Here is a 21,467-nt window from a genome sequence, read left to right as displayed (position 1 = left end):
TGATGGTAGCTTAGCGACCAATATGTTGATCATCGAGTTCCCGAACATGGACGCAATCCGCAACTTGTTTGCCGCCCCCGAGTATGCGCCACTCGCGCGTCAGCGACAGGCGGCCGCTCGTTCTCGGATCATTGCCTTGGGCGGGGTATGATTGGAATTCATGGGGCCGAAATAGAAAGCGCTCGGTGCTTCTTGCCCGGGCATATTTCGTTGAAAATGGCTAGTGGTTCCGAGTTTGCGACGCAACCGTTCTGCTCGCGCGGAATCCTACATGGCGAATTGAATGTGGAGCCGGCCGTGATGCTGAGACGTCGAGAGATGGGCGCGAACGCCGAAGACGTTGGCGATCAGCTCTTCCGTCAGGACGGCGGCGGGCTCGCCGGATGCGACGAGGCGGCCGTCGGCGAGTACAGCGATCGCATCGCAGAAGCGGGCCGCCAGATTGAGGTCGTGGATCGCCACGATGGTCGTCAGCGACAGCTCTGTGACCAGCCGCATGAGCTCTATCTGGTGTTGGATGTCGAGGTGATTGGTTGGCTCGTCGAGAATGAGAATGGCGGGCGATTGCGCCAGAGCCCTGGCGAGTTGCACCCGCTGACGCTCGCCGCCGGACAGTGTGTGCCAGGACTGTTCACGACGATCCGCGAGGCCGACCCGCACCAAAGCGTCGGCCACGATGCGGTCGTCCTCGTCGGTCCAGGGCGACAGCGCGGAGCGGTGCGGGGTGCGGCCGAGGCGGACGACGTCCAGGACGCTGACATTGGCGTCGGTGCTGGAATGCTGCTCGACGACGGCCACCCGTCTGGCAAGCTCACGCCGGCCGAAGCCAGCGATCGGCTTGCCCTCGAGGACAACCTCGCCGGAAGCAGGAGCCCTCAGTCCTGCCAGTAGCCGGATCAGAGATGACTTGCCGGACCCGTTCGGTCCGATGAGCCCAAGCGTCTGGCCCGGCTCAACCGAGACCGTGACGTCGTCGACGATCACCTTGCGGCCGGCGAGCCAGCGCACGGCCTTGGCTCCGAGGATCATGCGGCCCTCCTCAAGCGGTAGAGAATGATGGAGAAGAACGGCACGCCGACGAGCGCCGTCACGACGCCGATCGGCAGCACCTGTGGGGCGATGATGATCCGCGACACAATGTCGGCCAGAACCATGAACAAGGCCCCGGCTAGGGCACAGGCCGGCAGAAGCCGGATGTGCCCGGGACCGACGACGAAGCGCGCGGCATGCGGGATGACGAGACCGACGAAGCCGATCGCCCCCACCATGCTCACCATGGTGGCCGTCATCAGTGCCGTGAACAGGAGCAGAACGACACGAACCCTGCGGACGGCAATACCAAGAGACCGGGCCGCGTCCTCGCCGAAGGTGAAGGCATCGAGTGCCCGAGCGTGCCAGAGGCAGACGGCGAGGCCGATGGCCACCACGCAGGCCGACAGCATCACCTCGGGCCAGCGGACCCCTGCGAAGCTGCCGAGCATCCAGAACATGACGCTGCGCGCCTGCTCTGCGTTGGCGGATGTGGAGACAACGTAGGATGTGAGCGCATTGAAGAGCTGGGAGGCCGCCACGCCCGCCAGGATCGTCCGGTCCGCTGTCTGGCGGCCGCTCGACAGGAAGACGACGAAGGCAAAGGCGGCCAGCGCCCCGGCGAAAGCTCCCATCGACAGAGAGACTGCGCCGGCCCCGAACCCGAGCAACATAACGCCAACCGCCCCTGTCGAGGCCCCGGCCGAGATACCGAGCACGTAGGGCTCAGCCAGCGGATTACGCAGCAGCGATTGCAGGATCGCTCCGGACAAGGCTAGGCCCGCTCCGCAGAACGCCGCGACCAGGGACCGTGACAGGCGGTAATCCCAGATCACGGATTCCTGGATGCGCGGCAGCGCGACATTGGTCAGACCCAAGCGGTTGGTCACGGCCGTGACAATGGTGTCCATGGGGATGGTCATCTCGCCGATCGAAACGCCCGCGGCGATCGCGACGACAAGCGCAGCCAGAACCGCGGCGACGCCCCCGATGCCGACCACCCATGCCCTGCGGTGGGATCGCCTCACTTGAGAAGTCCGTACTGCTCAAGGGCAGCCGCCACCGTCTCAAGGCCCGTGATCGTGCGGATCGTCGGGTTCATCGCCTGCGCATCTAGCTCGACGATGCGCCCCTTCTCGACAGCATCGAGCCTGCTCACGACCGGGTCGGTGGTGAGGAACTTCCTCTTCACGACGGGATCGTCTGCCCCTTGCGTGCGACGGTCCATCGTGCCGATCACGATCACGGTCGGATTGGCTGAGGCAATCGTCTCCCAGCCCACCAGCGGCCATTCCTGTTCGGAGTCGACGACGTTGCGCGCGCCGATCACCTTAGTGATGTAGCCGGAGGCTCCATTCCTTCCGGCCACCCAGGCATCGCCGGCGACATCGGGCGAGGAAAACCAGTAGATCAGGCGGACGTCCTTGGCCTTGCCGGCCACTCGCTGGCGCACGGTGTCCTCTCGCTCCTTGAGTTGGGTAATCAGAGCCTGCCCGCGGTCGGCCACGTCGAAGATGCGCGAGAGCTCGTCGATCTCCTGGTAGAGCAGGTCCATGGTCAGCATCTGCTTGCGGGTGCCGTCCGAGCGGGTGTTGTCGGTGACGGCGCAGTCGGTCGGCGAGATGTAGCTCGGCACGCCGAGGTCGAGGAATTGCTGGCGCGTGCCGACGCGCCCCTGCGGCCCGACCGTGGTCAGGAACTGGGCGGCGATGAAATCGGGCTGGCGTGCGACCACGGCCTCGAAGGTCGGGGTGTTGTTGGCGATCCGCTGCACCTTGGCGTTGTCGGCGGCCAACTGGGACAGCACGGGCGAAACCCAGACCGCAGTGCCGGCCATTCGGTCGGCCAAGCCCAGCATCAGCATGATCTCGCTGCTGTTCTGACCAAGCCCGACGGCCCGCTGGGGCGCCTTCTCGATGGTGACCTTCGCGCCGCAGTTCTCAATCGTCAGCGGATACGTCGTAGGCTCAGCGCAAGCACTTATGGTCATCCATCCCAGGGCGATGATGGCGAAGGGCAGGCGTGCAACTGTCATAGGCTCGGTCTCCGATCAGAAGGGATGAAATGATCGGGGTGTCGACAAGACAGAGTACGACCTTTGACAGGCGCAGATGGGCCTGATGCGCGAGAGGCGCCGTAACGGCAAGGTTCATACGCTTCCTCCTCGGGCATCCCCGCCCGCGATAGGGAATCAAACTGTGACGGCAGGTCTCCTGGCTTGCGGGTCGTCGCCTTCCACGGCCTTCCCGGCGCGAGGCCGCGCCAGTGGCTGTTGGTGTGGAAGGCTCTCCGCTTACAGTTGCGGGGGCAGCCGCGGCATTGGCGAATGATCGCCGCACCGCGTTCCCTTTTGATCCTCGGGTGAGGAACCGTCGCCGGCAAGCTAAGGACAAAAATCCGGGTTGGCAAGGGATAGGCTAGCCGCCCCCTCCATTGGCGAGATTGGCCGGCGTGCCCTCGACAGGGAGATCGAGACCCTGCTGGAGGCTTCCGAGGCTGTACTCTCGAATGCGCTTGTTGACGGGATCGCTGACAAAGGCGTTCTCGCCGACAATCGCGAGAGACGGCGTAGGCGTCCTGGCGCCGTACGCACAGTCGAAGGCCGGGACAGCATCGAACTGAGCGACCTGCTTCCATGCCGGAGAGCTGTCGTAGATCCTCAGCTTGCCGTCAGCGGTGAGATTGGCCACGCGCTTGCCATTGGATGCGACCTCGAACTGGCACACGGCTTGCCCATCCGGGACTTGGAAGATGTCCTCCGTCTTCAGGGTAGCAGCCTTAGGATCGATGCGGATCAAGGCATCGTAAGGACCCTTGTTGCCATAGTTGGCGATCAGGTACTGACCGCCCTCACGGGCCTTGATCGTAGACATACGACGATTGTCCGGATAGGCCACCCGGCGGGCCCTCCATTGGCCGTGATCCTTCCGCAAAACGAGAACGCCGCCAGCCTTGGCGTCATCGTCCGGTCCTTGCGCGCAGCCGAAGACATGGACGTTGTTGAGGGACGCATGGCCGTGGAACTCCTTGCAGGACTTCTGCGGATCAGACAGGTCGTCGAAGGACGACACGACCTTCGAATCCTCGCCACTGACGACCCGGAAGCCGTTCGAGCGCGAACTCGCCTTCTGGTCGCCCCTGGCATAGGGTTCGTTATGGGTAGAGACGAGCCACTCGTCCGCGCCGAGCGCAAACGCGATGCCGTGCTGGGGCGCGGGGCTCTTCCAGCTCCGCGTCGTCGGCTTTGCCGTGTTCAGGGTATCGAGCTTGACGAAGGTTGCGCCTGGTTCGCTCGCCCGCTCCCACGGCCGGTGACCATCGAAGAACACGGCAATCCAACCATTCTTCGAGACGACATGGCCGGGTTTGTCGCCGCGCAGGGTATAGTCGAGCAGCCTGACCTCACCCTTTTCGACATCGGCGTGGTCACCATGGGATTCGTATGTCAGGCCTGTGTCGAGGAAGCGAACGGTGCCGGCATCGTCGCCTGCCTTGATGACGGTGTAGCGGCCATCCTCCGTCGTCGCCAGCACAGGATTCGGCTTCGGCATCTCGAAGTCATGGGTCACCTCGCCGCTGTCGAGATCGAGAATGCTGACCTTCGGCTGCTCGTGGTCGGCAAAGACGAGGCGGCCACGGGAGACCGCATGATCATGGGCGACAGCAGCTCCTGCAAGCACCGCTAGGGATGGTCCGATGACCAACGTCAGCTTCGTCATTCTGTTCATGCAACTGCCTCCTTGTTCGCATCGGTGGACTGCGCCCTGGAGCCCGGCTCCCGCTCGGGCTCTGGCTACGTATAGTATACTGTACGTACAGCCACCGTATAATATACGTCAAGCGGCGATATGCATTTTCATGGGGTGGAAGGGCGCTTGCCCTGAAGGCTGAAGTCAGTATCAGGGTATGGACATCCAGGGCTCCGGCCCTGGGTCTCAGCAATCCGATGAAGAGCAGCCGCAGGTGCCCACGGCCGCTATCGATGCCTACGCGTGTGCAACAGCACCGTACTTTGGTTCATCCGCAAGGAGTAAAAGTGGGGGACCTGAGCCACCATGGCGCACACGAAGAGTCGCTTCGGGAAGCTCAACGTATTCTGCTTTGAAACCTTCAAATATCATTTCGTCCCATACATTCTCCGACGGGGTGGAAATAGGCACATCGTGGCCTCTGTCGAGGAACCGCGGCGTTTTCGCGGAACGGAAGCTTATAGAACCCAAGTGATTTAGGTCCCTTGCATCCCCGAATGCTTGCCGCGCGTTTCAACGTAGCCCCTAGGGTTCGATCCCTAATGAATGGAGGCTCGGACTCATCGTTTATGCTCGGGCTGGCGCTCCTTCGGCTGCACGACGATGGTACCAGCGTTTGGGTGGCGATTGTCCGCCTGCTCTTCTCGCCGGACACCATCACCTTTCATCCGTCCATCGAACAGGAACGGCTGTGTTCCAGTCGTCCGACTTAGATCACGTGCCGGCAGTCTGCCCGTTCACATGGTCTTTCAACTTGTGGGATGGCGTGAAGGTCACAACCCGCCGAGGCTCGATCGGCACCTCAACGCCGGTCTTCGGATTGCGGCCCACGCGTTGCGCCTTCTCCCGAACCACGAAGTTGCCAAAGCCGGACAGCTTCACGTTCTCCCCGCGCTCCAGCGTATCGCAGATCTCGGTCAGCACCTGCTCGGCTAGGACGACGGCCTCGTGTTTCGGCAGGCCGAGGGCATAGGCCACGGCTTGCGCCAGATCAGCACGCGTGACGTTCTTGCCGGTCATCTAAAATCCCATCATCCAGAGGTGCCCTCGCAAAGGGCGTGCCCTACGGGGAATATGTCTCCTCATGCTGGAGCACAAGAGCTTTAAGTTACTCTGGCATGTCGGCCTCCATCCCACCGTCGTACAGCCTCCTTAGGGAGTTCCCGATGAAGAAGACCACTTGCCGACGATGTCACTTTAACCAAGACCGGATGCATTGAGGCAGAGTTCGCCGCTTGAGCCACTCAGGCAGCGAGGTTGGCCGCGCCTTTCCATTCCGCCATGGCGGTGCGGCGGTGAAGATGGGTAGCAAGGGCGGAGCGGCGGGTGCGGGGTGGAACGAAGAGGTTTCGTACAGCGGAGAACACGCTGACGTACTGCTGCAGGCCTCCCACAAACCGAATGCCCTGCATCACTCTCTCCCGCTTTCGCAATGGAACGTGCGAATTCTCGGCCCGGCTATTCAGGCCCTTGTGAGCGCGGGGCTCGACTGAAGGCATGATCTGACGCCGGGCCGACGCGTAGGAGCCCAGCTTGTCGGTGATCAATCGGCGGGGCGGGCAGCCCTGCTTCTTCAGCAGCCGCTTCAGGATGCGCTTGGCCGCCTTGGTGTCGCGCCGGCTTTGGACGATCTCGTCAAGTACATAGCCGTCCTGATCAACGGCCCGCCACAACCAGTGCTTCTCGCCAGCAATGGTGACCACAACCTCGTTGAGGCGCCAAACGTCACGGCGGCTCGGCCGTTTACGCTTGAGGCGACGGGCGTAGTCTGGCCCGAACTTCAGAGCCCACCGGCGAACGGTCTCATACGAGACGATGATGCCGCGCTCGAGTAGCATCTCCTCTACCAGTCGCAAGCTCAGAGGGAACCTGAAATAGAGCCACACTGCATGAGCGATGATCTGAGGTGGGAAGCGGTGACGTTTGTAGCTGACAGACTGGTTCATGCCCGAACTATCAAGCTGAAAGCCGCTGCCCAAAAATTACCGTGACATCGTCCGCGCGGCTCCTAATAGTGCAGCGATACCCTACCGGCCCTAAATGATCTTGAAGTCGTACGCGCTGAGCCAGAGCCATTTATCGATCTTGGCGAACTGGACCGCCTTGCCGGCCCCACTGCCATCGGCGTCATAGTACAACGCTCCCTTAGCGATATCATAGATGATGCGATCGTTGGCGTCAGATGCGGCCTTACCCCACGTGAACGCGTCGAGGCCGAGCGCTCCCTGCTTGCCGAGCGCCTTAAAGACCGACCGGTCCAACCAGATCGTATCCGCGCCGACACTAAACGATCGGATCGTGTCGACCTCACCCTTGCCGGGATTGGTGTCGAAGACAAAGGCGTCTCGACCGGCGCCGCCCAGCAGTTGATCGGCGCCCTTGCCACCGGACAGTACATCGTCGCCAGCGCCACCGTTCAGGGTGTCGTTGCCGTCTCCACCATAAAGGCGATCATTCCCGGATCCACCGTCAAGCCGGTCCTTTCCGTCGCGACCATAAAGCTTGTCGTTCCCTGAGGAGCCATAGAGACGGTCGCTGCCCTCATCCCCGGTGAGGACGTCGTTCCCTGACTTTCCGTCCAGGAGACTTCCGATGCTCGAAGCGTGGAGCTTGTTGGCGAGCGAGTTGCCATAGCCGCTCGTTGCCTTGCCCGTTAGAAAGAGGTTTTCCACGTTCGATCCAAGCCTGAAGCTCACGGAGCTGTACACCGTGTCCGTGCCGCCTCTCACACTCTCCAGAATCCGGTCGCCGGATGAGTCGACGATATAGGTGTCGTTGCCGGTTCCCCCGATCAGCAGATCAGCTCCGCCGGCGCCATCGAGGCGATCGTGCCCTGCGCCGCCGGAGAGCGTGTCGTTTCCTCCTCCGCCCGTCAGAACGTCATTTAACGCACTGCCGATGACGTGAAGATTGTCAGGCCTGACAGGATCAGGTTCGGTCGGGGTGGGATCAACCGGCCCCGGATCAACTGGTCCTGGATCGACCGGGCCCGGGTCCACCGGGCCGGGATCAACGGGCCGCTCGCCAACGACAAGGTTGCTGTTGGCCGCCAGCGATCCCGACGTTCCCGGGGCACGCAACGTAAGGTCGGCGCTGTTCCCCGAAAGGCCGACGATGGCGCCCCCGTTCGAACGGAGAGCGCCACTCTCCAGATATTCCAGATCGTCTGACAGGTCGCCTGGCTGCACCGTGTAATGGAAGACGAGGATATTCGTCCCCGACCCAGACACGAACGACGCGAAGCGGTCGGTCAGGCCAGTTTCGAGCGCAAGCGTTGGTAGGCCTGCACTTGTATCCACCATGACGGCCTTGCTGAACTCCACGGCGATCGCAATCTGATCCCCGGCCAAATAGGTGCCGGCTGCTGTGCGAGCGGCAACGTTAAGAACCTTTGGCCGAGCGGCATCGACGGTCCAGGTATAGGTGGCCGGTGTCGCGTCCATGTTGCCGGCGGCATCGATTGCTCTCACCGCCAAAGTATGGCTGCCGTCGACGAGGCCGGTGATGGAAAAGACGTCCGAGGCTGCGGCAAAGCTCGATCCGTCGAGGCTGACCTGGAAGGATGCGCCCGGCTCACTGGATAAGAAGGTGAAGACCGCGTTGGAACTCGGTGACGTGCCCGGCGGGCCCGCGGAGATCGTTGTCTCTGGAGCAACCCCGTCGACGAGCACGTGCGCGGTCGACCCGACCCCGTTAAGGATCGTTTCCGCGTCCAGGCCCCCCAAGCTTTGGATCGTGCCGCCTTTCAGGGCCAGGGCTCCGATTGCGATGCCGTTCGCGTCCAGGTCTCCGGTTGCCGCGACATAGCGGAAGGTCAGCGCTCCTGTTCCTGAACCGCCAACGTACGAGGCCTCGACGACCTTCGAGCCGACAACAAGGGCAATGCTGGGGACCCCGCTGACAACCACCGCCTCAGTAAAGGCCACGGTAAAGTCCAGGGTATCCCCGGCCTTATAGGTCCCATTGGCAGGCACGGCGACGGACGAAACCTGCGGGACACTCGCATTGTAGATGATCGTATTGCCCGAGAGCGCGATTGCCCCGGTAGCGCCCTTGAGCGTCAGGGCGTAGTCGACATCGTCCACCCGGAATGTCAGCGTCTCACCGGAGAGTGACGCGCCCTGAAGTGTGCCAGTAGTGATCCGGATGCTCTCGCCATTCTCGATGTCCGTGATGACGTCCCCGTCGAGTTCACTCGCTTTGCCCTCGAAGAGATCTCGTCCTCCGCCACCCGTGATGGTATCGTTGCCGAGACCGCCGTTGATCGTCGATGAACCTAAGTGAGCGGTGATCTTATCGATCCCCGTTCCGCCGATAATGGTCTCGGCGTTCAGGATCGTATAGGTGCCGCCGCGGTTGCCGAGGCTGATCCTGTCGTTCCCCGCACCAGCATCGAGGGTCTCAACGCCCACCGTGATGAGGACGTCGTCGCCATCGCTCAGGAACACCTGATCGACGCCGCTGCCGCCGACGAGGATTTCGACATTGTGCAGGGTGACGGCGCTTCCCTGGTTCCCAAGGGTAATGGTATCGTCACCAGCCCCAGCATCAAGAAACTCGATCCCAGTCATAAACAGGGTGTCGTTCCCGGTGCTGAGCGTGATCCGATCAGTCCCAACCCCGCCGATGAGTGTCTCAACCTGTCTGACGGCCACGACGTTGCCGCCATCGCCAAGGGTCACGACATCGTAATTAGTCCCGCCGATGATGGTCTCGGCGTTCAGGATTGTGACCGTATTGGATGTGTCGCCCAGGCTGATCGCGTCGTTGCCGGCGCCCGCATCGAGGGTCTCGACCGCTCTAAAGATGAGGGTGTCATCCACCTCACTGAGGATGACATGATCGATCCCAGCGCTGCCGACCAGGATCTCGACGCCTCTGACAGTGACCGTGCCCCCGGCACCAGCCAATAGAACAACGTCAACCCCGTCCCCGCCATTGATGCTCTCAATGCCGCTCGCAGTGAGCGTGTCATTGCTCTCACTCAGTGTAATCTCGTCGACGCCGGCACTCCCGATCAACGTCTCGACGTTGCGGATTGCGACAATCCCACCTTAGCCAATGAGCGTGACGCTATCGTCGCCCAGCCCTCCATCGATGCTCTCGATGCCACTGGCTGAGACCGTGTCATTGCTGCTGCTCAGAGTAATGTGATCAACCCCGGCACCGCCAATGAGCGTGTCGATCAATCTGACGGCCATCACGTTGCCGTCGCCTCCAAGGGTCACAACATCCGAGCCCGTTCCGCCGATAATGGTCTCGGCGTTCAGGATCGTATAGGTGCCGCCGCGGTTGCCGAGGCTGATCCTGTCGTTCCCCGCGCCAGCATCGAGGGTCTCAATGCCCACCGTGATGAGGGTATCGTCTCCATCGCTGAGGGTGATCTGATCGACGCCGCTGCCGCCGTAGAGGATTTCGACATTGTGCAGGGTGACGGCGCCGCCCTGGTCCCCAAGGGTGATGACATCGCTGCCAGCCCCAGCATCGAGAAACTCGATCCCGGTTAGGGAGAGGGTGTCATCCCCGCCGCTAAGCGTGATCCGATCAGTCCCAGTTCCACCGATGAGTGTCTCGACCTGTCTGACCGCTACGACGTTGCCGCCATCGCCAAGGGTCACGGTATCGGATGATGCCCCGCCGATGATGGTCTCGGCGTTCAGGATTGTGACCGTGTTGGGTGTATCGCCCAGGCTGATCGCGTCGTTGCCGGCGCCCGCATCGAGGGTCTCGACCGCTCTAAAGATGAAGGTGTCATCGGCCTCGCTGAGGATGACGTGATCGATCCCAGTGCTGCCGACCAGAACCTCGACGCCTCTGACAGTGACCGTGCCCCCGGCACCAGCCAGGAACACGACGTCCATCCCGGCCCCGCCATCGATGCTCTCGACGCCGCTCGCAGTCAGCGTGTCATTGCCGCTGCTCAGGGCAACCGAGTCGAGACCAGCCCCACCAATGAGCGTTTCGACTTGGCTCACGGCCACCAGGTTGCCGCCATCCCCTAGGGTCACGATGTCATTGGATCCTCCACCGATGATGGTCTCAGCCTTCAGGATCGTAAGAGTGTTGCCGGAACCCCCCAGCCTAATCGTATCGTTGCCTGCCCCTGCATCGAGAGTTTCGACTCCTCTCATGAGGATCGTGTCATCTCCTTCACTGAGGATCACATGATCGATTCCCGATCCGCCCACCAGGGACTCGACATTTCTGATGGCGATTGTGCCCCCGGAATCACCTAAGACGACGAGATCCCCTCCTGCCCCACCGTCGACACTCTCGATCCCGGTTAGCTTGATAGTGTCATTGTCGCTGCTGAGGGTGACCAGATCAGTACCAGCCCCGCCGGTCAGCACCTCAACGCCGGTGATCGTCAGGGTGTTTCCGGCATCTCCCAGGGAAACACGATCGTCGATGGAACTTCCGATGATCTGTTCGATACCCTCGACATAGAATTGATGGGGTATTCCGCCATTCTGAACGATGGTGAGACTATCGACTCCAGACCCGCCGGCGAGGGTAGTGATCCCAGAACCAGACACAGGTTTGACCACGAAAGCATGGCCTGCAGCAGATCCCAGGATTGTTAGCGGGGCGGTCGTGAGCCCTACCGCGTCTATCGACAGGACGGGCTCTGATCCCCCATCGACGGGAACATTACCTCCGTTCAATGTAACAATGACGCGCCCGGCCTCGTCGTACCGTACTTGGACGCTGTCTTCGGCTGCGCCTCCGGAAAGGAGCAGAACACCGCTAGAGACGGACGCGGAAAACGTCATGAGAGGCTCCGAGGAGACGGCATAACCGCAATCAGGTGGGATCAGGCGGAATTGGGGAAACCCAACTTGGAAAAGCCCAGCCCTAGGACTGGAAATTGAATAAATACCTTAACCGCTCCTGATCGTCACGCCCGCCTTTGCGCCTAGATTGGCGAATGCCGGCTTCCCATACTGCTTAATTCTCCCCGGACAGCGTTCTCCAACAGGGTTCAGACCTTATCCGAAGCCCTGCGACCATACCTGACTTGCCGGGCCTCCCTAATCACAACGCCGGTGCTCTGCACATGGCGGCGCATCAACAACTCGGCCAAAGGACCGTCCCCAGACTGAATTGCCTCAAAGATCCGGACGTGCTCGATGTTGCGTTCCCCGTCCCTTCCATCTTTCTGGCCCCAGTGCACCCGGTAGAGGATCCGATTATACCGCCAAAAGTCATTGTTCATCAGGCGTGCGAATTCCCGGTTGCCTGAGATCTCGATGATCTTTTGGTGGAAATTGATGTTAGGCTCATCACCAGCAGGTTTGACCTGCTCGCCCTATAGGCGCACGACGAGGCCCCTGTTCCCTCCTCATCCTTGCTGCGCGGTTGCAACAGAACCGGTGTGAGCGATCTCTACATATCCGAGCAGGTGGCTTGCCAGCGCTCCGATCTCCAGCTCGGAGGTGTTCTCGGTCAAGCCTGCGACGGTGAACTCGTCGAAACCTTTGTAGCGTTCTGAGGCGATGGTTCCGATCTGGAAGGCGCAATGAACAATGTCGCTCAGAAGGCGAGAGTGACGCTCGTACAGGGGTTTGCAGGCTTGGGCTTTAATCAGTGAGACCGCGTGCAAAAGCGCGCGGGTGCGATGCCCGTTCCCGAGCTTGAAGTCATGTGTCATGGGATCCTCCGGTCAACGCTGTGCCGGTAAAGGTGGGTTGCGGTTCGATCGACCCTGCGTCGAGCCCGCACCGTCGAGATTCTTCTTCTGGGGATTGAGAAATGCCGACTGGCAGGTGATCAGAACTGAAAAAGAAAAAGGCTGACCCGAACTCAATCGGGACCAGCCTTGTGACGTCTCAGGTATCGAAGGACTAGGCGCCCGCCGGAACCTGGTCGAGGAAACCCACGACCTCCTTCAGGCGCCCATTGTCCAGGGTGGCGAAGTCCGTACCTTTGATCGGCCCGTCTGCGCCCTCGGGGCCGAGCTGCCATGAGAACCGGACCCTGTCGCCGTAACCGTCGGCTTGGCCGACCAGCGCGAAGTGGAAGCCGGGGAAGCGCTCGTGCACCGCGCTGATGAGGGCGTCAATCTGGCTACGCCCCCTGCCCTGCATGAGTGGATCGATATAAGTCCCGTCCTCGGTCCAGAGATCGGCCAGCAGTGCCCCTCGGCGGTCGGCATTGATCTCATTCCAGAGAGCGATGTAGCGGTTGGCGATTGAGGTGGCGTCGGTCATGAGATGTCTCCTGGTGGCCTGGGGCAATCCCAGTATGAGGACCATGGAGAAGACGCGGCATCGGGTCGATTACGCCGGAGGTAATGCTTTACGTTGAATGGACTCAATGCGCCATTGAGAATGACTTTCTGTCATGGTGGCTGCAGAAATATGAATGGCAGACGCGCAGGCGTCCAGATGATAGTTCAGAGAACCCAGACACCCGCCAGGTAGGTCGACCATGCCACAAGCTGCACGCCCCACATTCATCCGAAACTATCAGGAGATCCAGAATGAGGACACAGTTATACTCCGCGGCACGAATGAGCGTCGGAGTATCGGTTCTCCCTTCTCGAAGGCGCTTGGTCTGACAAAACTCGGCATTCACCATGAACTCCTGCCGCCAGGGCGCCGGACCTCTCTTCCTCACGCCGAAAGCGCCGAAGAGGAGTTTGTCTATGTGATCGAGGGAACTCCAGATGTCTGGATCGATGGCGAACTCTTCCGGCTTGCCCCTGGTGATGGAGTTGGCTTCCCCGCCGGGACTGGGATTGCACACAGCTTTCTCAACAATACGGACGAGCCAGTCCGGCTCCTTGTTGTAGGCGAGCCAAACAAGCCGGAGAACCGCATCATCTATCCGGTCAATCCCGAACTCCGCGAACTTCGTGAGGACTGGTGGGACGACGCACCCATGCGTCCGCTCGGACCACATGACGGTAAGCCCCGCCCGGCGGAGTGAAGGTACTCACCGAACCTAATCCAGCAGCGCGACGGGAAATGGTCACGGGCCGGCGCGGGAGAAAGCTAAGCCCTACGATCGAACTCCTTGGGGATCCTCAGCGGTTATGGCGCCGATATCGTCGGCTGCTGTCTCCGGGGAATGGCCGGTCTCGTAGTAATCCCGAGCCTCGCCATAGCGGGCTTCGGGAAGCTTTCGCTTGGCCAATCCCCCGTTCAGCGCCAGCCACCACGGCGAGAATTCGGTGTTGGTCTTCGTTGATGCCGTCTCGAGAAGGCGAAGGCTGGCATTGGTGAAGTAGGTCACTGATCCTCCTAGGAGCCGATAACGAAGGGTGTGAACATGCCCATGCGCGCTCGATCCACGAGCGGAATGAATAGTCGGCGCATCATGTGAGATCGGGGGCAGAGCGTACGCGCGGCAGGCGGCGAGACGCAAAAGAACGCCTTGGCAGAGGTGCTGTCTTGGAAACCTCGACCAAGGCGTTCGTGGTCCAAGGGAATGACACCACACCTGGGAGATAGGCAGCAGACGCAATTCCGTCAACGCTGCTCAAACGAAAACGCCCTGACAGAGTTAGCCGTGCGGAGCTCACTGTCAGGGCGAATTGTTGTGATGCCGGTTGCAACACCACGGCAAGATAATACGCCAAGTGCCTCGTCGGTTCAACATTAGTCTGTGCATAAACAGGATTGCCCCGGCAGGAGGCTGAGCACCAGACCTCCCACCAGGGCGCTTGCGATGTGTTCCGGCATCGCAAGATCTTTGTAGATGCATGCGCGAAGCACCACTGTGTGGCGGCGCACATCATCAGTTCCGAGCGCGATCATCAGAGAAGACAATTCAGCCAAATCGCTAATCGGTCCGGCTTCTGTCGACGCCTATGTCACGCAGAATGTGAGGGCTGAAATCCCGTTTCAGCGCCTCGACAAAGTCGAAGGTCAGTACGGGTTGCTTGTGATCGTTCGCGGGCTTGCGCGGCACGCGAAGAAGTTCAAAGCGGAAGGCGAACCCTACGAAGGGCAGAGGGAACACGGTCGGTTTCATGGGAGCCACCAGCAGCGAGAGTCATGACGAGGAGAGCGGCGCGTTCGTACGTGCAAAGTCGCATGGACATGTAACGCCTCCTCTGGCTGTGGCTGTGAACCGAACGGAAGACCCGCGGGGCAGGTTCAATACCAGAATTCGTCTGTCGTTTCTACCCCTGAGAGGCACAATCGTTGATCTCGCCTGCGTGATTACTGCAGGGCGATGGGTTCAAGCGGTAGTGGGTGGATACCGATGTGCTGTTTGCGGGCACGATCAGCCCGTGTCCTTTCAGTTCATACATCGTCCTAATGCCGATACTGCGAACCATGCGACCAGAGGCGGTCTTGAGGGATCTGTTGCAAACCCTTCAATAACCCAGTTCGGCTTACGCCTCCGACACATTCCGGGGGTGCACGATGTTCAAAGGCCGTCATTTCGATCGATCGGTGATCTTGTTGCGTGTCCGGTGGTATCTGGCGTACAGCCTGAGCCTGCGCGATCTCAAGGAGATGATGGCGGAACGCGGCACCTCCGTTGATCACACGACCATTTATCGCTGGACCGTTCACTATGCTCCGCTCCTGTTCGAGCAATTCTATCGGCGCAAGCGCCTGGTCACCGGCAGATGGCATGTGGATGAAACGTATATCAAAATCCGCGGGCGTTGGATGTATTTGTACCGCGCCATCGACAGCAATGGTAACACCGTGGAATTCTGCTTCAGCGAGCGGCGCAACCTGATTGCTGCCAAGCGGTTCCTGCGCAAGGCACTCAAGCGGCATGGACGACCTGAGCGGATTGTGATCGACGGCAGCCAGACCAACCGCGAGGCGATCCTGGCCTGCGATGCGGAAAGCCGGCTCCAGGACGGATCGAGGCGCAATCCGAAGCCGATCCGGATTCGGCAGAGTGCTTATCTCAACAATCGCATCGAGCAGGACCATCGTGCTATCAAATGCCGGGTTCGACCGATGCTCGGATTTAAGTCGATGGCGTCCGCTCGAGCGATCCGGGACTGCATTGAGATGATCCACATGATGCGAAAAGGACAGGCGAAGTATGCCTGCCGTTCGCAGCGATCTCTCGCCGAGCAGTTTGACCTGCTCGCCCTATAGGCGCACGATGAGGCACCTGTTCCCTCCTCATCCTTGCTGCGCCTTTGCAACAGAACCCTTGAAATCGGCGAGGCTGCGAATATTCACGTTTGGCATTGTGACCTCATGACAAGCAAAAGCGCCGCCCGAGGTATCGGGGCGGCGCTTCAGAAGTTTCTTGGGGATTTAGATTGTCTCGTTCCTGGAGGAACAGTTCAGGATCTGGATTGGATTCCCTGCACTAAGCTGCTCTCTGCTCGGCAAGGAACTCCAGCACCGCATCAACATCCAGGATGATAAGAAGACGGCGGTCGACCTGGTACACGCCCTTGGACAAACTGGCCCAGCGGCGGTCGAGATGCACAGGATTGGGTTGGAGGTCGACCGGGTCGAAGCGCAGCACCTCCCCGACGTCATCAACGAGAAGTCCAAATGCTTCACCCTGATGCTCGATGCCTATAGTCATCCGACGGTCAACGCCAGCGGCCTCGTTGAGCCCAAGTCGCCGGCGCAGGGAGATTGCGGTTACCACACGGCCGCGGAGGTTCAGGAGGCCGGCGATCTCGGGCGGAGCCAGCGGCACGGCTGTGATGTCATTGACCAGGTAGACATCATGGACGCGGCTGATCGGCAGCCCAAGCAACTGACCGGCAACAAGGACGGTGACATACTCGACGCTGCCTGCAGAGGACGTGACGTCATGAAGGGAGGAGATGGCGGAAGCGGTCATGGTTATGCGGCCTGTGCCAGTGCATTGGTGGCTTCTGAGAGGGCGTTAAGAAGCCCGCGGCGGTCGATCTTGGCTACCAGTTCAGAGATGTCGAGCTTGCGAGCCAGCTCGATCGTCTCGCGATCGTGCTTCACCGTCAGGCCGACGACCGGCAGCTGGGCATAACCCGGCAGGGCACGAAGCTTGGCGATGAAGTCGAACCCGAGTCCCTTGTTGTCGATCTCGCTGACCAGTACATCGATCTGGGTTCCCGACGAGAGGACCTGCAGGGCCTCCTTCACGGTACCAGCCGTCACCACCTTGTAGTGGCTGGCCTTCAGGACCGGCGCGAGCGTGTCACGGAAGAAGGCTGACCCGTCGAGCAGCAGAACCGTTTTGCTGGTGCGTGTCGCCGGCGAGGAGCGCATCCAGGCCTCCGCAACGAGCGGCAGGTAGTGAGCGACGTTGACGATCTCGGTTGTGCGACCCCGGATGACAGCGGACCCAATGAGATCAGAGCGGTCTGCGACAAGCTCGATATTGAGATGATCCTCGACAATATCGACAATCTCCTCGACTGCGAGCCCAAGGGTCAGTTCCCCATCGGAGAACACGATCAGCGATTGGCTGCCCTCGCGTTTGATGGTCATGGTCTCATCACAGGGGATGATCGGCATGAGCTTGCCACGGTACTGCAGCAAGGGACGTCCGCCGTTCGACTCGATAGAAGCGGCATCGATGGTCTCGAGACGGGTGACCAGTGAGAGCGGAAGCGCCTTCAGGGCCTGCCCGCCGCCCCGGAAGACCAGCATGGTGGTCGTGCTGTCTTCCCGACGGCCGCCCTGATCCTGGGCTTCGTCGGTGCCAAGCTGTCCCTCTTCCGTGCCCGAGCCGACCATACGGGCAAGTCCGTTCGGCTCGATGATCAGCACAACTGCACCGTCACCCAGGATTGTGTTGCCGGAGAACAGCTGAATGTGACGCAGTTTCGAGGACATCGGCTTAACCACGATCTCCTCGGTGTGGAACACGCCGTCCACCATGATGCCGAAGCGCTGGCGTCCGACCTGGGTCACGACGACGAAGCCGTCGTTTGCAGCTTCCTGATCCGAGAGCCCCATGACCTTGGCCAAGGGCACAATCGGCAACAGGCGCTCGCGCAGCCGCAGGACAGGGGTACCGTTGATGCGCTCAATCGTGTTGTCGGAGCCGGCTCCAACCCGCACCAGTTCCTGAACCGCCCCTTGAGGCACAGCAAAGCGCTGATCCGTGGAGGCCACGATCAGGGCCGAAACGATGGCGAGCGTCAGCGGGATCTTGATCGTGAAGATGGTGCCTTTGCCTTGCTCCGAGCGAATGTCGACGGTTCCGCCGATCAGTTCGATGTTGGTCTTGACCACATCCATGCCGACGCCGCGGCCGGAGACGGAGGTGACGGCAGCAGCGGTGGAGAACCCGGGGTGGAAGATGAACTTGGCGACCTGCGCCTCGCTCATCTTCTCAACGTCGGCCTCGGAGGCAATCCCGCGCTCGACAGCCTTCCTGCGGATGGCGGCAAAGTTGAGCCCCTTGCCGTCGTCGGCGATCTCGATGGTGATCGAGCCACCCTCGTGGAAGGCATTCAGGCGGATTGTGCCCTTCTCGGGCTTACCGGCGGCTTTCCGATCGGCCGGGCTCTCGATGCCATGATCGGCGGAGTTGCGCACCATGTGGGTGAGCGGATCCTTGATCACGTCGAGAACCTGACGGTCGAGCTCGGTGTCGGCGCCGAGCATCACAAGGTCGATCTTCTTGGATAGTTCGTTCGACAGGTCGCGTACGACGCGGGGCAGCTTCTGCCAGGCATTGCCGATCGGCTGCATACGGGTCTTCATGACACCGTCCTGCAACTCGGCGGTGACCTGAGACAGCCGTTGCAGCGGAACCTTGTAGCCGTGGTCTACTGTGCTGCGGCGGGCGATTTCGAGCAGCTGGTTACGGGTCAGCACGAGCTCAGACACCATCGTCATCAGGTGCTCCAGCGTGTCGACGCTCACCCGGATGGTCTGCACCTTGGCAGAGGAAGCCTCTCCACCCTCCCCTTCGTCCGAACTCACTTTCGCTGGGGCCGCACGGGTCTTTGTGGGTGGCGGCGCCTCGGGAGCAGCGAGTGAGGTGGGCTCGGGCTTTTTGATTTCCAGACCAGGAGCTTCGCGGAAGGCCCGCTCCAATTCGTCGAGAGAAACCTCCCCTGGCTTCAGCGGCCGCTCCAGTACCTGATAGGCGAGAGTGCCGGTGGCCTTTGCCGCCTCGGGGCCGGGAGCCTCCTGAAAGGCGCGTTCCAATTCATCGAGAGACACTTCGCCGGGCTTCAGTTCGCGCTCAAGAACCTGAAAGGCGAGCGTTCCAACCGTGGCCGGCTTAGCAGGCGTACTCGGTGCTGGAGCAGGTGCTGGCTCTGCCGACGCCATATGTTCCAGAGCTTCAATGAGGTCGCGATCCGAGCCTTCGGGTTCTGTTCCGCTCTGGCCGAGGTCGGCAAGGATTTCCTTAATCCGGTCGAGCGTCGTCAGGATCAGAGAGACGGCCGCACTGGTGACGGGCATGCCATCGCGGAATTTACCCATCAGGGTTTCAGCGGCGTGAGCCAGCGCTTCAAGACGAGGCAATCCCAGGAACCCGCAGGTTCCCTTGATCGTGTGGACCAGGCGGAAGATGTTGCCGAGAATGGCTTGGTTGTTGGGATCCTGCTCGAACCGGACCAGTTCCACGTCGACAGTATCGAGATGTTCTGCAGTCTCGGTGAGAAACTCTACTAATAGGTCATCCATAACGGATATTCAGCCCCCGCTGATACGCATGACGGGCGGAGCACTGTCGGCTAACAAAATGCCGATGATACGCCTGCCCATTTACTTACACTTTTGGGAGGGCGCCTGCCTGTGTGCCAGATCCTTCCTTGTGAGAAGTTAACGGGCTGGCTCGTTAAAATACCTTCAAGAGAACGATGGAAAGACGTGGCTGTTGGTAGATTTAGGATCTGTGATCCGTCAGCCGAGATAGGTGTAGCCCTCAAACCGCTTGGATATGATCGGGTCGTAGCCCAGGCGCATCCGCAGCTTCTTGCGCAGCTTGCTGATATGACCTTCGACGACGGTTTCGGAGACGTCCGCTTGGCAGTCCTGATAGACCGCACGGAAGACCTGAGCTTTGCTCACGGAGCGCCCCCGATTGCGGACGAAATACTCCAGGATGTTGAGCTCACGGCGCGGGAGCGTCAACGGCTGTCCGTTGACCTCTGCATCCTGACCATTGAAAAAAACCTTCAAGGGGTCGGTGGACTGGTCCGGCTGGCTTTCACGGTGGCGCCGCCAGATCGCCTCGGATCGTGCGAGGATCTCTTTGACGTGGATTGGCCGACGGACCACATCGTCAATACCGGCCGTCAGCAACTCGAGCGTTTTCTCCAGAGAGCGGGTTTCGCTGAAGGCGATGATCGGCGCCGGGGTGTGCTCGCGAATTGTCCTCGCGAACGTAAGCGGCACTTCGCCTTCGTCGATCAGGAAGCCGCGAGCGTCTTGGAACTTGGTCTTGGATGAATCGTCAAGCCATGTCTTGAACTCATCGGAGAACAGTCCAATTGAGGGAATTCCCTCATGCTGGAACTCAGACACATAGGCAGCCGCAGCCGATTGCTGCGAAGCAACGACGATAAACATTTGATAATTGCCCCAACCCAGAAACTGCTTCGAACGTTTGGTTCTCTATCCTCGGCTCCCTAAAGCCACTTACTCAGCTTCGGGTCCGTTCGTATTTCTTTTAGAATAGACGGTACTCGTTCGTAGGCATTGGCGATCCGACGAATCACCTGAACCTTGTGTGAAGATGTCGTTCGGACGGGTTAGGGTCAATCATGAACACTCCTTTAGTTCATGACTGACTCAAGGTGTTGCATCTGGATGACAGCTTAGGGCGCATCCAAGCGTAAGGTTAACAAATACTTAACGGTTGCACTCATTCAGGAATACTGACGGATGCTTTTGACATTGAGTCAGTGCCTTGGATGGTGTTGTTACGTTAACCCGCACCGGGCACATCGAGGCAAATTCGGCCGCGTGACAGTTTCAAGCGGCGACGTTCGCCGCGACTTTCCACGCTGCCATGGCGTTGACGCGGTGAAGGTGGGTCGCGCGGGCAGAGCGGCGGGAGCGAGGCGGAACAATGGTGAGGTCTGAGGCGAGCACCAGGAATGGCCTGGGAGTGGCATCGAACAGGGCCCGGAAGTCGGGTGATAGTTCGGTGACGCCGATCACCTCCTGCAACCGCCGCTTGCTCTCCCGCCAGGCAGCCTCAGCCTGTGCTTTCGCCGTGGCATTATCCGGCATGGCTCCCGTCCGGTGCGGGCGTGTCGCCCAGGCGCTCCTGCCGACGGTCCTGCTTGTCGAGCAGGCGCAGGGCGGCGCGGACGACCTCGCTGGCGCTGCGGTAGCGGCCGGTAGCGAGCTTGGCGGCGATGAAGGCGGCAAGTTCGGGCGTGAGGGAGACGTTCAGGCTAGATTTTGAGGGCATTAAGTTATGCGACTGGCTAGATAGCAATAATTGTCACCTGTGAGGATTGGTTCCAAGGCCCAGCTTGGGATGTCGTACTCAGGACTGATCGACCATAGCCGAGCGCCAACGATAAGCGGAAGGTCGGCTTGGGGTCAAACATTCACCTTCCGGCCGCTCAACAAATGTCGGCACTTGAGTGTGGAAGCGGACCGAACGCTTACTTCTCAGGAGTGCCAGGGTCAGACCTTACGAACCTTACAGATACCTCTACAACATCGATGATCCCAAACCAGAAGGCACGGTCCGCGTGCACATGTGGGCCGTGCTTAACGTCCCTTATAGACAAGCCGAATGCGCTACGTTTACCTGACCCGCCTAGAATTTTCTAAAGGCCGG

General features: G+C 60.5%; 19 protein-coding genes, 2 pseudogenes and 1 riboswitch. Of the genes and pseudogenes, 3 read left to right on the top strand and 18 right to left on the bottom strand.

Features of this window, described 5'->3' with window-relative positions:
* Window position 1 precedes the first annotated feature (1 nt).
* Window positions 2–151 (top strand): annotated as a pseudogene (locus tag U0023_RS32460) (DUF1330 domain-containing protein); the annotation flags it as partial.
* Between the two features lie 116 nt (window positions 152–267).
* Here the strand turns inward: U0023_RS32460 and U0023_RS32455 are convergent.
* From U0023_RS32455 to U0023_RS32405, 11 genes are all read right to left on the bottom strand, one after another.
* Window positions 268–1,029, bottom strand: a complete 762-nt coding sequence (locus U0023_RS32455; protein ID WP_009489937.1) for an ABC transporter ATP-binding protein — start codon at window positions 1,027–1,029, stop codon at window positions 268–270.
* Entirely contained in the window at window positions 1,026–2,057 is a 1,032-nt protein-coding gene (locus tag U0023_RS32450; RefSeq protein WP_052600459.1) for a FecCD family ABC transporter permease, read from the bottom strand. Before U0023_RS32450 ends, U0023_RS32455 begins: the two co-directional genes overlap by 4 nt.
* The gene (locus U0023_RS32445) at window positions 2,054–3,064 is read right to left on the bottom strand and encodes an ABC transporter substrate-binding protein (RefSeq protein WP_009489941.1); all 1,011 of its coding nucleotides are present in this window, start codon (window positions 3,062–3,064) and stop codon (window positions 2,054–2,056) included. Before U0023_RS32445 ends, U0023_RS32450 begins: the two co-directional genes overlap by 4 nt.
* 151 nt (window positions 3,065–3,215) lie before the next feature.
* Window positions 3,216–3,418, bottom strand: a riboswitch (cobalamin riboswitch).
* 28 nt (window positions 3,419–3,446) lie between these two features.
* Window positions 3,447–4,757, bottom strand: a complete 1,311-nt coding sequence (locus U0023_RS32440) for a hypothetical protein (RefSeq protein WP_009489943.1) — start codon at window positions 4,755–4,757, stop codon at window positions 3,447–3,449.
* A 735-nt stretch (window positions 4,758–5,492) separates the two neighbouring features.
* Window positions 5,493–5,798, bottom strand: coding sequence for an integration host factor subunit alpha (locus U0023_RS32430; RefSeq protein WP_009489949.1), 306 nt, complete (start codon window positions 5,796–5,798; stop codon window positions 5,493–5,495).
* Window positions 5,799–6,022: 224 nt separating this feature from the next.
* On the bottom strand, window positions 6,023–6,724 hold the full coding sequence (locus tag U0023_RS32425) for an IS6 family transposase (RefSeq protein WP_009489952.1): 702 nt from the start codon (window positions 6,722–6,724) through the stop codon (window positions 6,023–6,025).
* Between the two features lie 90 nt (window positions 6,725–6,814).
* Entirely contained in the window at window positions 6,815–9,799 is a 2,985-nt protein-coding gene (locus tag U0023_RS32420) for a hypothetical protein (RefSeq protein ID WP_322883869.1), read from the bottom strand.
* 33 nt (window positions 9,800–9,832) lie between these two features.
* Window positions 9,833–11,314 carry a beta strand repeat-containing protein gene (locus U0023_RS32415; protein ID WP_322883868.1) on the bottom strand — a complete coding sequence of 494 codons (1,482 nt, stop codon included), beginning with the start codon at window positions 11,312–11,314 and terminating at the stop codon, window positions 9,833–9,835.
* A 446-nt stretch (window positions 11,315–11,760) separates the two neighbouring features.
* A complete protein-coding gene (locus tag U0023_RS35845) occupies window positions 11,761–12,051 on the bottom strand; it encodes an FCD domain-containing protein (RefSeq protein WP_083861320.1) in 291 nt (96 codons plus the stop codon).
* A 69-nt stretch (window positions 12,052–12,120) separates the two neighbouring features.
* Complete coding sequence (locus U0023_RS32410; protein WP_009489958.1) at window positions 12,121–12,429, bottom strand: hypothetical protein; 309 nt, start codon at window positions 12,427–12,429, stop codon at window positions 12,121–12,123.
* A gap of 193 nt (window positions 12,430–12,622) precedes the next feature.
* Window positions 12,623–12,988, bottom strand: coding sequence for a nuclear transport factor 2 family protein (locus tag U0023_RS32405; RefSeq protein ID WP_009489960.1), 366 nt, complete (start codon window positions 12,986–12,988; stop codon window positions 12,623–12,625).
* A gap of 220 nt (window positions 12,989–13,208) precedes the next feature.
* Between U0023_RS32405 and U0023_RS32400 the strand changes: the two genes are divergently transcribed.
* Complete coding sequence (locus tag U0023_RS32400; protein WP_009489962.1) at window positions 13,209–13,709, top strand: cupin domain-containing protein; 501 nt, start codon at window positions 13,209–13,211, stop codon at window positions 13,707–13,709.
* Between the two features lie 72 nt (window positions 13,710–13,781).
* Here the strand turns inward: U0023_RS32400 and U0023_RS32395 are convergent, their stop codons facing one another.
* Window positions 13,782–14,015 (bottom strand): hypothetical protein, encoded by a 234-nt coding sequence (locus U0023_RS32395; RefSeq protein ID WP_009489964.1) that lies wholly within the window; start codon window positions 14,013–14,015, stop codon window positions 13,782–13,784.
* A gap of 549 nt (window positions 14,016–14,564) precedes the next feature.
* The gene (locus U0023_RS32390; RefSeq protein WP_009489966.1) at window positions 14,565–14,756 is read right to left on the bottom strand and encodes a hypothetical protein; all 192 of its coding nucleotides are present in this window, start codon (window positions 14,754–14,756) and stop codon (window positions 14,565–14,567) included.
* 398 nt (window positions 14,757–15,154) lie between these two features.
* Between U0023_RS32390 and U0023_RS32385 the strand changes: the two genes are divergently transcribed.
* Window positions 15,155–15,853 (top strand): IS6 family transposase, encoded by a 699-nt coding sequence (locus U0023_RS32385; RefSeq protein WP_009489968.1) that lies wholly within the window; start codon window positions 15,155–15,157, stop codon window positions 15,851–15,853.
* 220 nt (window positions 15,854–16,073) lie between these two features.
* On the opposite strand, the gene U0023_RS32380 is transcribed toward U0023_RS32385, so the two are convergent.
* The 5 genes and pseudogenes from U0023_RS32380 to U0023_RS32360 all read right to left on the bottom strand — a co-directional run bounded on the left by U0023_RS32380 (window position 16,074) and on the right by U0023_RS32360 (window position 21,089).
* Window positions 16,074–16,562, bottom strand: coding sequence for a chemotaxis protein CheW (locus U0023_RS32380; RefSeq protein ID WP_009489970.1), 489 nt, complete (start codon window positions 16,560–16,562; stop codon window positions 16,074–16,076).
* A 2-nt stretch (window positions 16,563–16,564) separates the two neighbouring features.
* The gene (locus U0023_RS32375) at window positions 16,565–19,351 is read right to left on the bottom strand and encodes a hybrid sensor histidine kinase/response regulator (protein ID WP_009489972.1); all 2,787 of its coding nucleotides are present in this window, start codon (window positions 19,349–19,351) and stop codon (window positions 16,565–16,567) included.
* Window positions 19,352–19,570: 219 nt separating this feature from the next.
* On the bottom strand, window positions 19,571–20,239 hold the full coding sequence (locus U0023_RS32370; protein ID WP_009489973.1) for a response regulator transcription factor: 669 nt from the start codon (window positions 20,237–20,239) through the stop codon (window positions 19,571–19,573).
* Window positions 20,240–20,644: 405 nt separating this feature from the next.
* A pseudogene (locus U0023_RS35970) lies at window positions 20,645–20,740 on the bottom strand (IS6 family transposase); the annotation flags it as partial.
* 154 nt (window positions 20,741–20,894) lie between these two features.
* The gene (locus U0023_RS32360; protein ID WP_009489977.1) at window positions 20,895–21,089 is read right to left on the bottom strand and encodes a type II toxin-antitoxin system ParD family antitoxin; all 195 of its coding nucleotides are present in this window, start codon (window positions 21,087–21,089) and stop codon (window positions 20,895–20,897) included.
* Window positions 21,090–21,467 lie beyond the last annotated feature (378 nt).

Source organism: Microvirga lotononidis (assembly GCF_034627025.1).
In the GTDB taxonomy this organism is placed as follows: Bacteria; Pseudomonadota; Alphaproteobacteria; order Rhizobiales; family Beijerinckiaceae; genus Microvirga; species Microvirga lotononidis.
The sequence above is the reverse complement of the archived record's forward strand: the minus strand, read 5'-3'. Positions and strand labels throughout refer to the sequence as shown.

Coding starts and splice junctions, on each gene's coding strand:
- U0023_RS32455 (WP_009489937.1), bottom strand. CDS start 1,029: ATGATCCTCGGAGCCAAGGCCGTGCGCTGGCTCGCCGGCCGCAAGGTG.
- U0023_RS32445 (WP_009489941.1), bottom strand. CDS start 3,064: ATGACAGTTGCACGCCTGCCCTTCGCCATCATCGCCCTGGGATGGATG.
- U0023_RS32440 (WP_009489943.1), bottom strand. CDS start 4,757: ATGAACAGAATGACGAAGCTGACGTTGGTCATCGGACCATCCCTAGCG.
- U0023_RS32430 (WP_009489949.1), bottom strand. CDS start 5,798: ATGACCGGCAAGAACGTCACGCGTGCTGATCTGGCGCAAGCCGTGGCC.
- U0023_RS32425 (WP_009489952.1), bottom strand. CDS start 6,724: ATGAACCAGTCTGTCAGCTACAAACGTCACCGCTTCCCACCTCAGATC.
- U0023_RS32410 (WP_009489958.1), bottom strand. CDS start 12,429: ATGACACATGACTTCAAGCTCGGGAACGGGCATCGCACCCGCGCGCTT.
- U0023_RS32405 (WP_009489960.1), bottom strand. CDS start 12,988: ATGACCGACGCCACCTCAATCGCCAACCGCTACATCGCTCTCTGGAAT.
- U0023_RS32400 (WP_009489962.1), top strand. CDS start 13,209: ATGCCACAAGCTGCACGCCCCACATTCATCCGAAACTATCAGGAGATC.
- U0023_RS32390 (WP_009489966.1), bottom strand. CDS start 14,756: ATGAAACCGACCGTGTTCCCTCTGCCCTTCGTAGGGTTCGCCTTCCGC.
- U0023_RS32385 (WP_009489968.1), top strand. CDS start 15,155: ATGTTCAAAGGCCGTCATTTCGATCGATCGGTGATCTTGTTGCGTGTC.
- U0023_RS32380 (WP_009489970.1), bottom strand. CDS start 16,562: ATGACCGCTTCCGCCATCTCCTCCCTTCATGACGTCACGTCCTCTGCA.
- U0023_RS32375 (WP_009489972.1), bottom strand. CDS start 19,351: ATGGATGACCTATTAGTAGAGTTTCTCACCGAGACTGCAGAACATCTC.
- U0023_RS32370 (WP_009489973.1), bottom strand. CDS start 20,239: ATGTTTATCGTCGTTGCTTCGCAGCAATCGGCTGCGGCTGCCTATGTG.
- U0023_RS32360 (WP_009489977.1), bottom strand. CDS start 21,089: ATGCCCTCAAAATCTAGCCTGAACGTCTCCCTCACGCCCGAACTTGCC.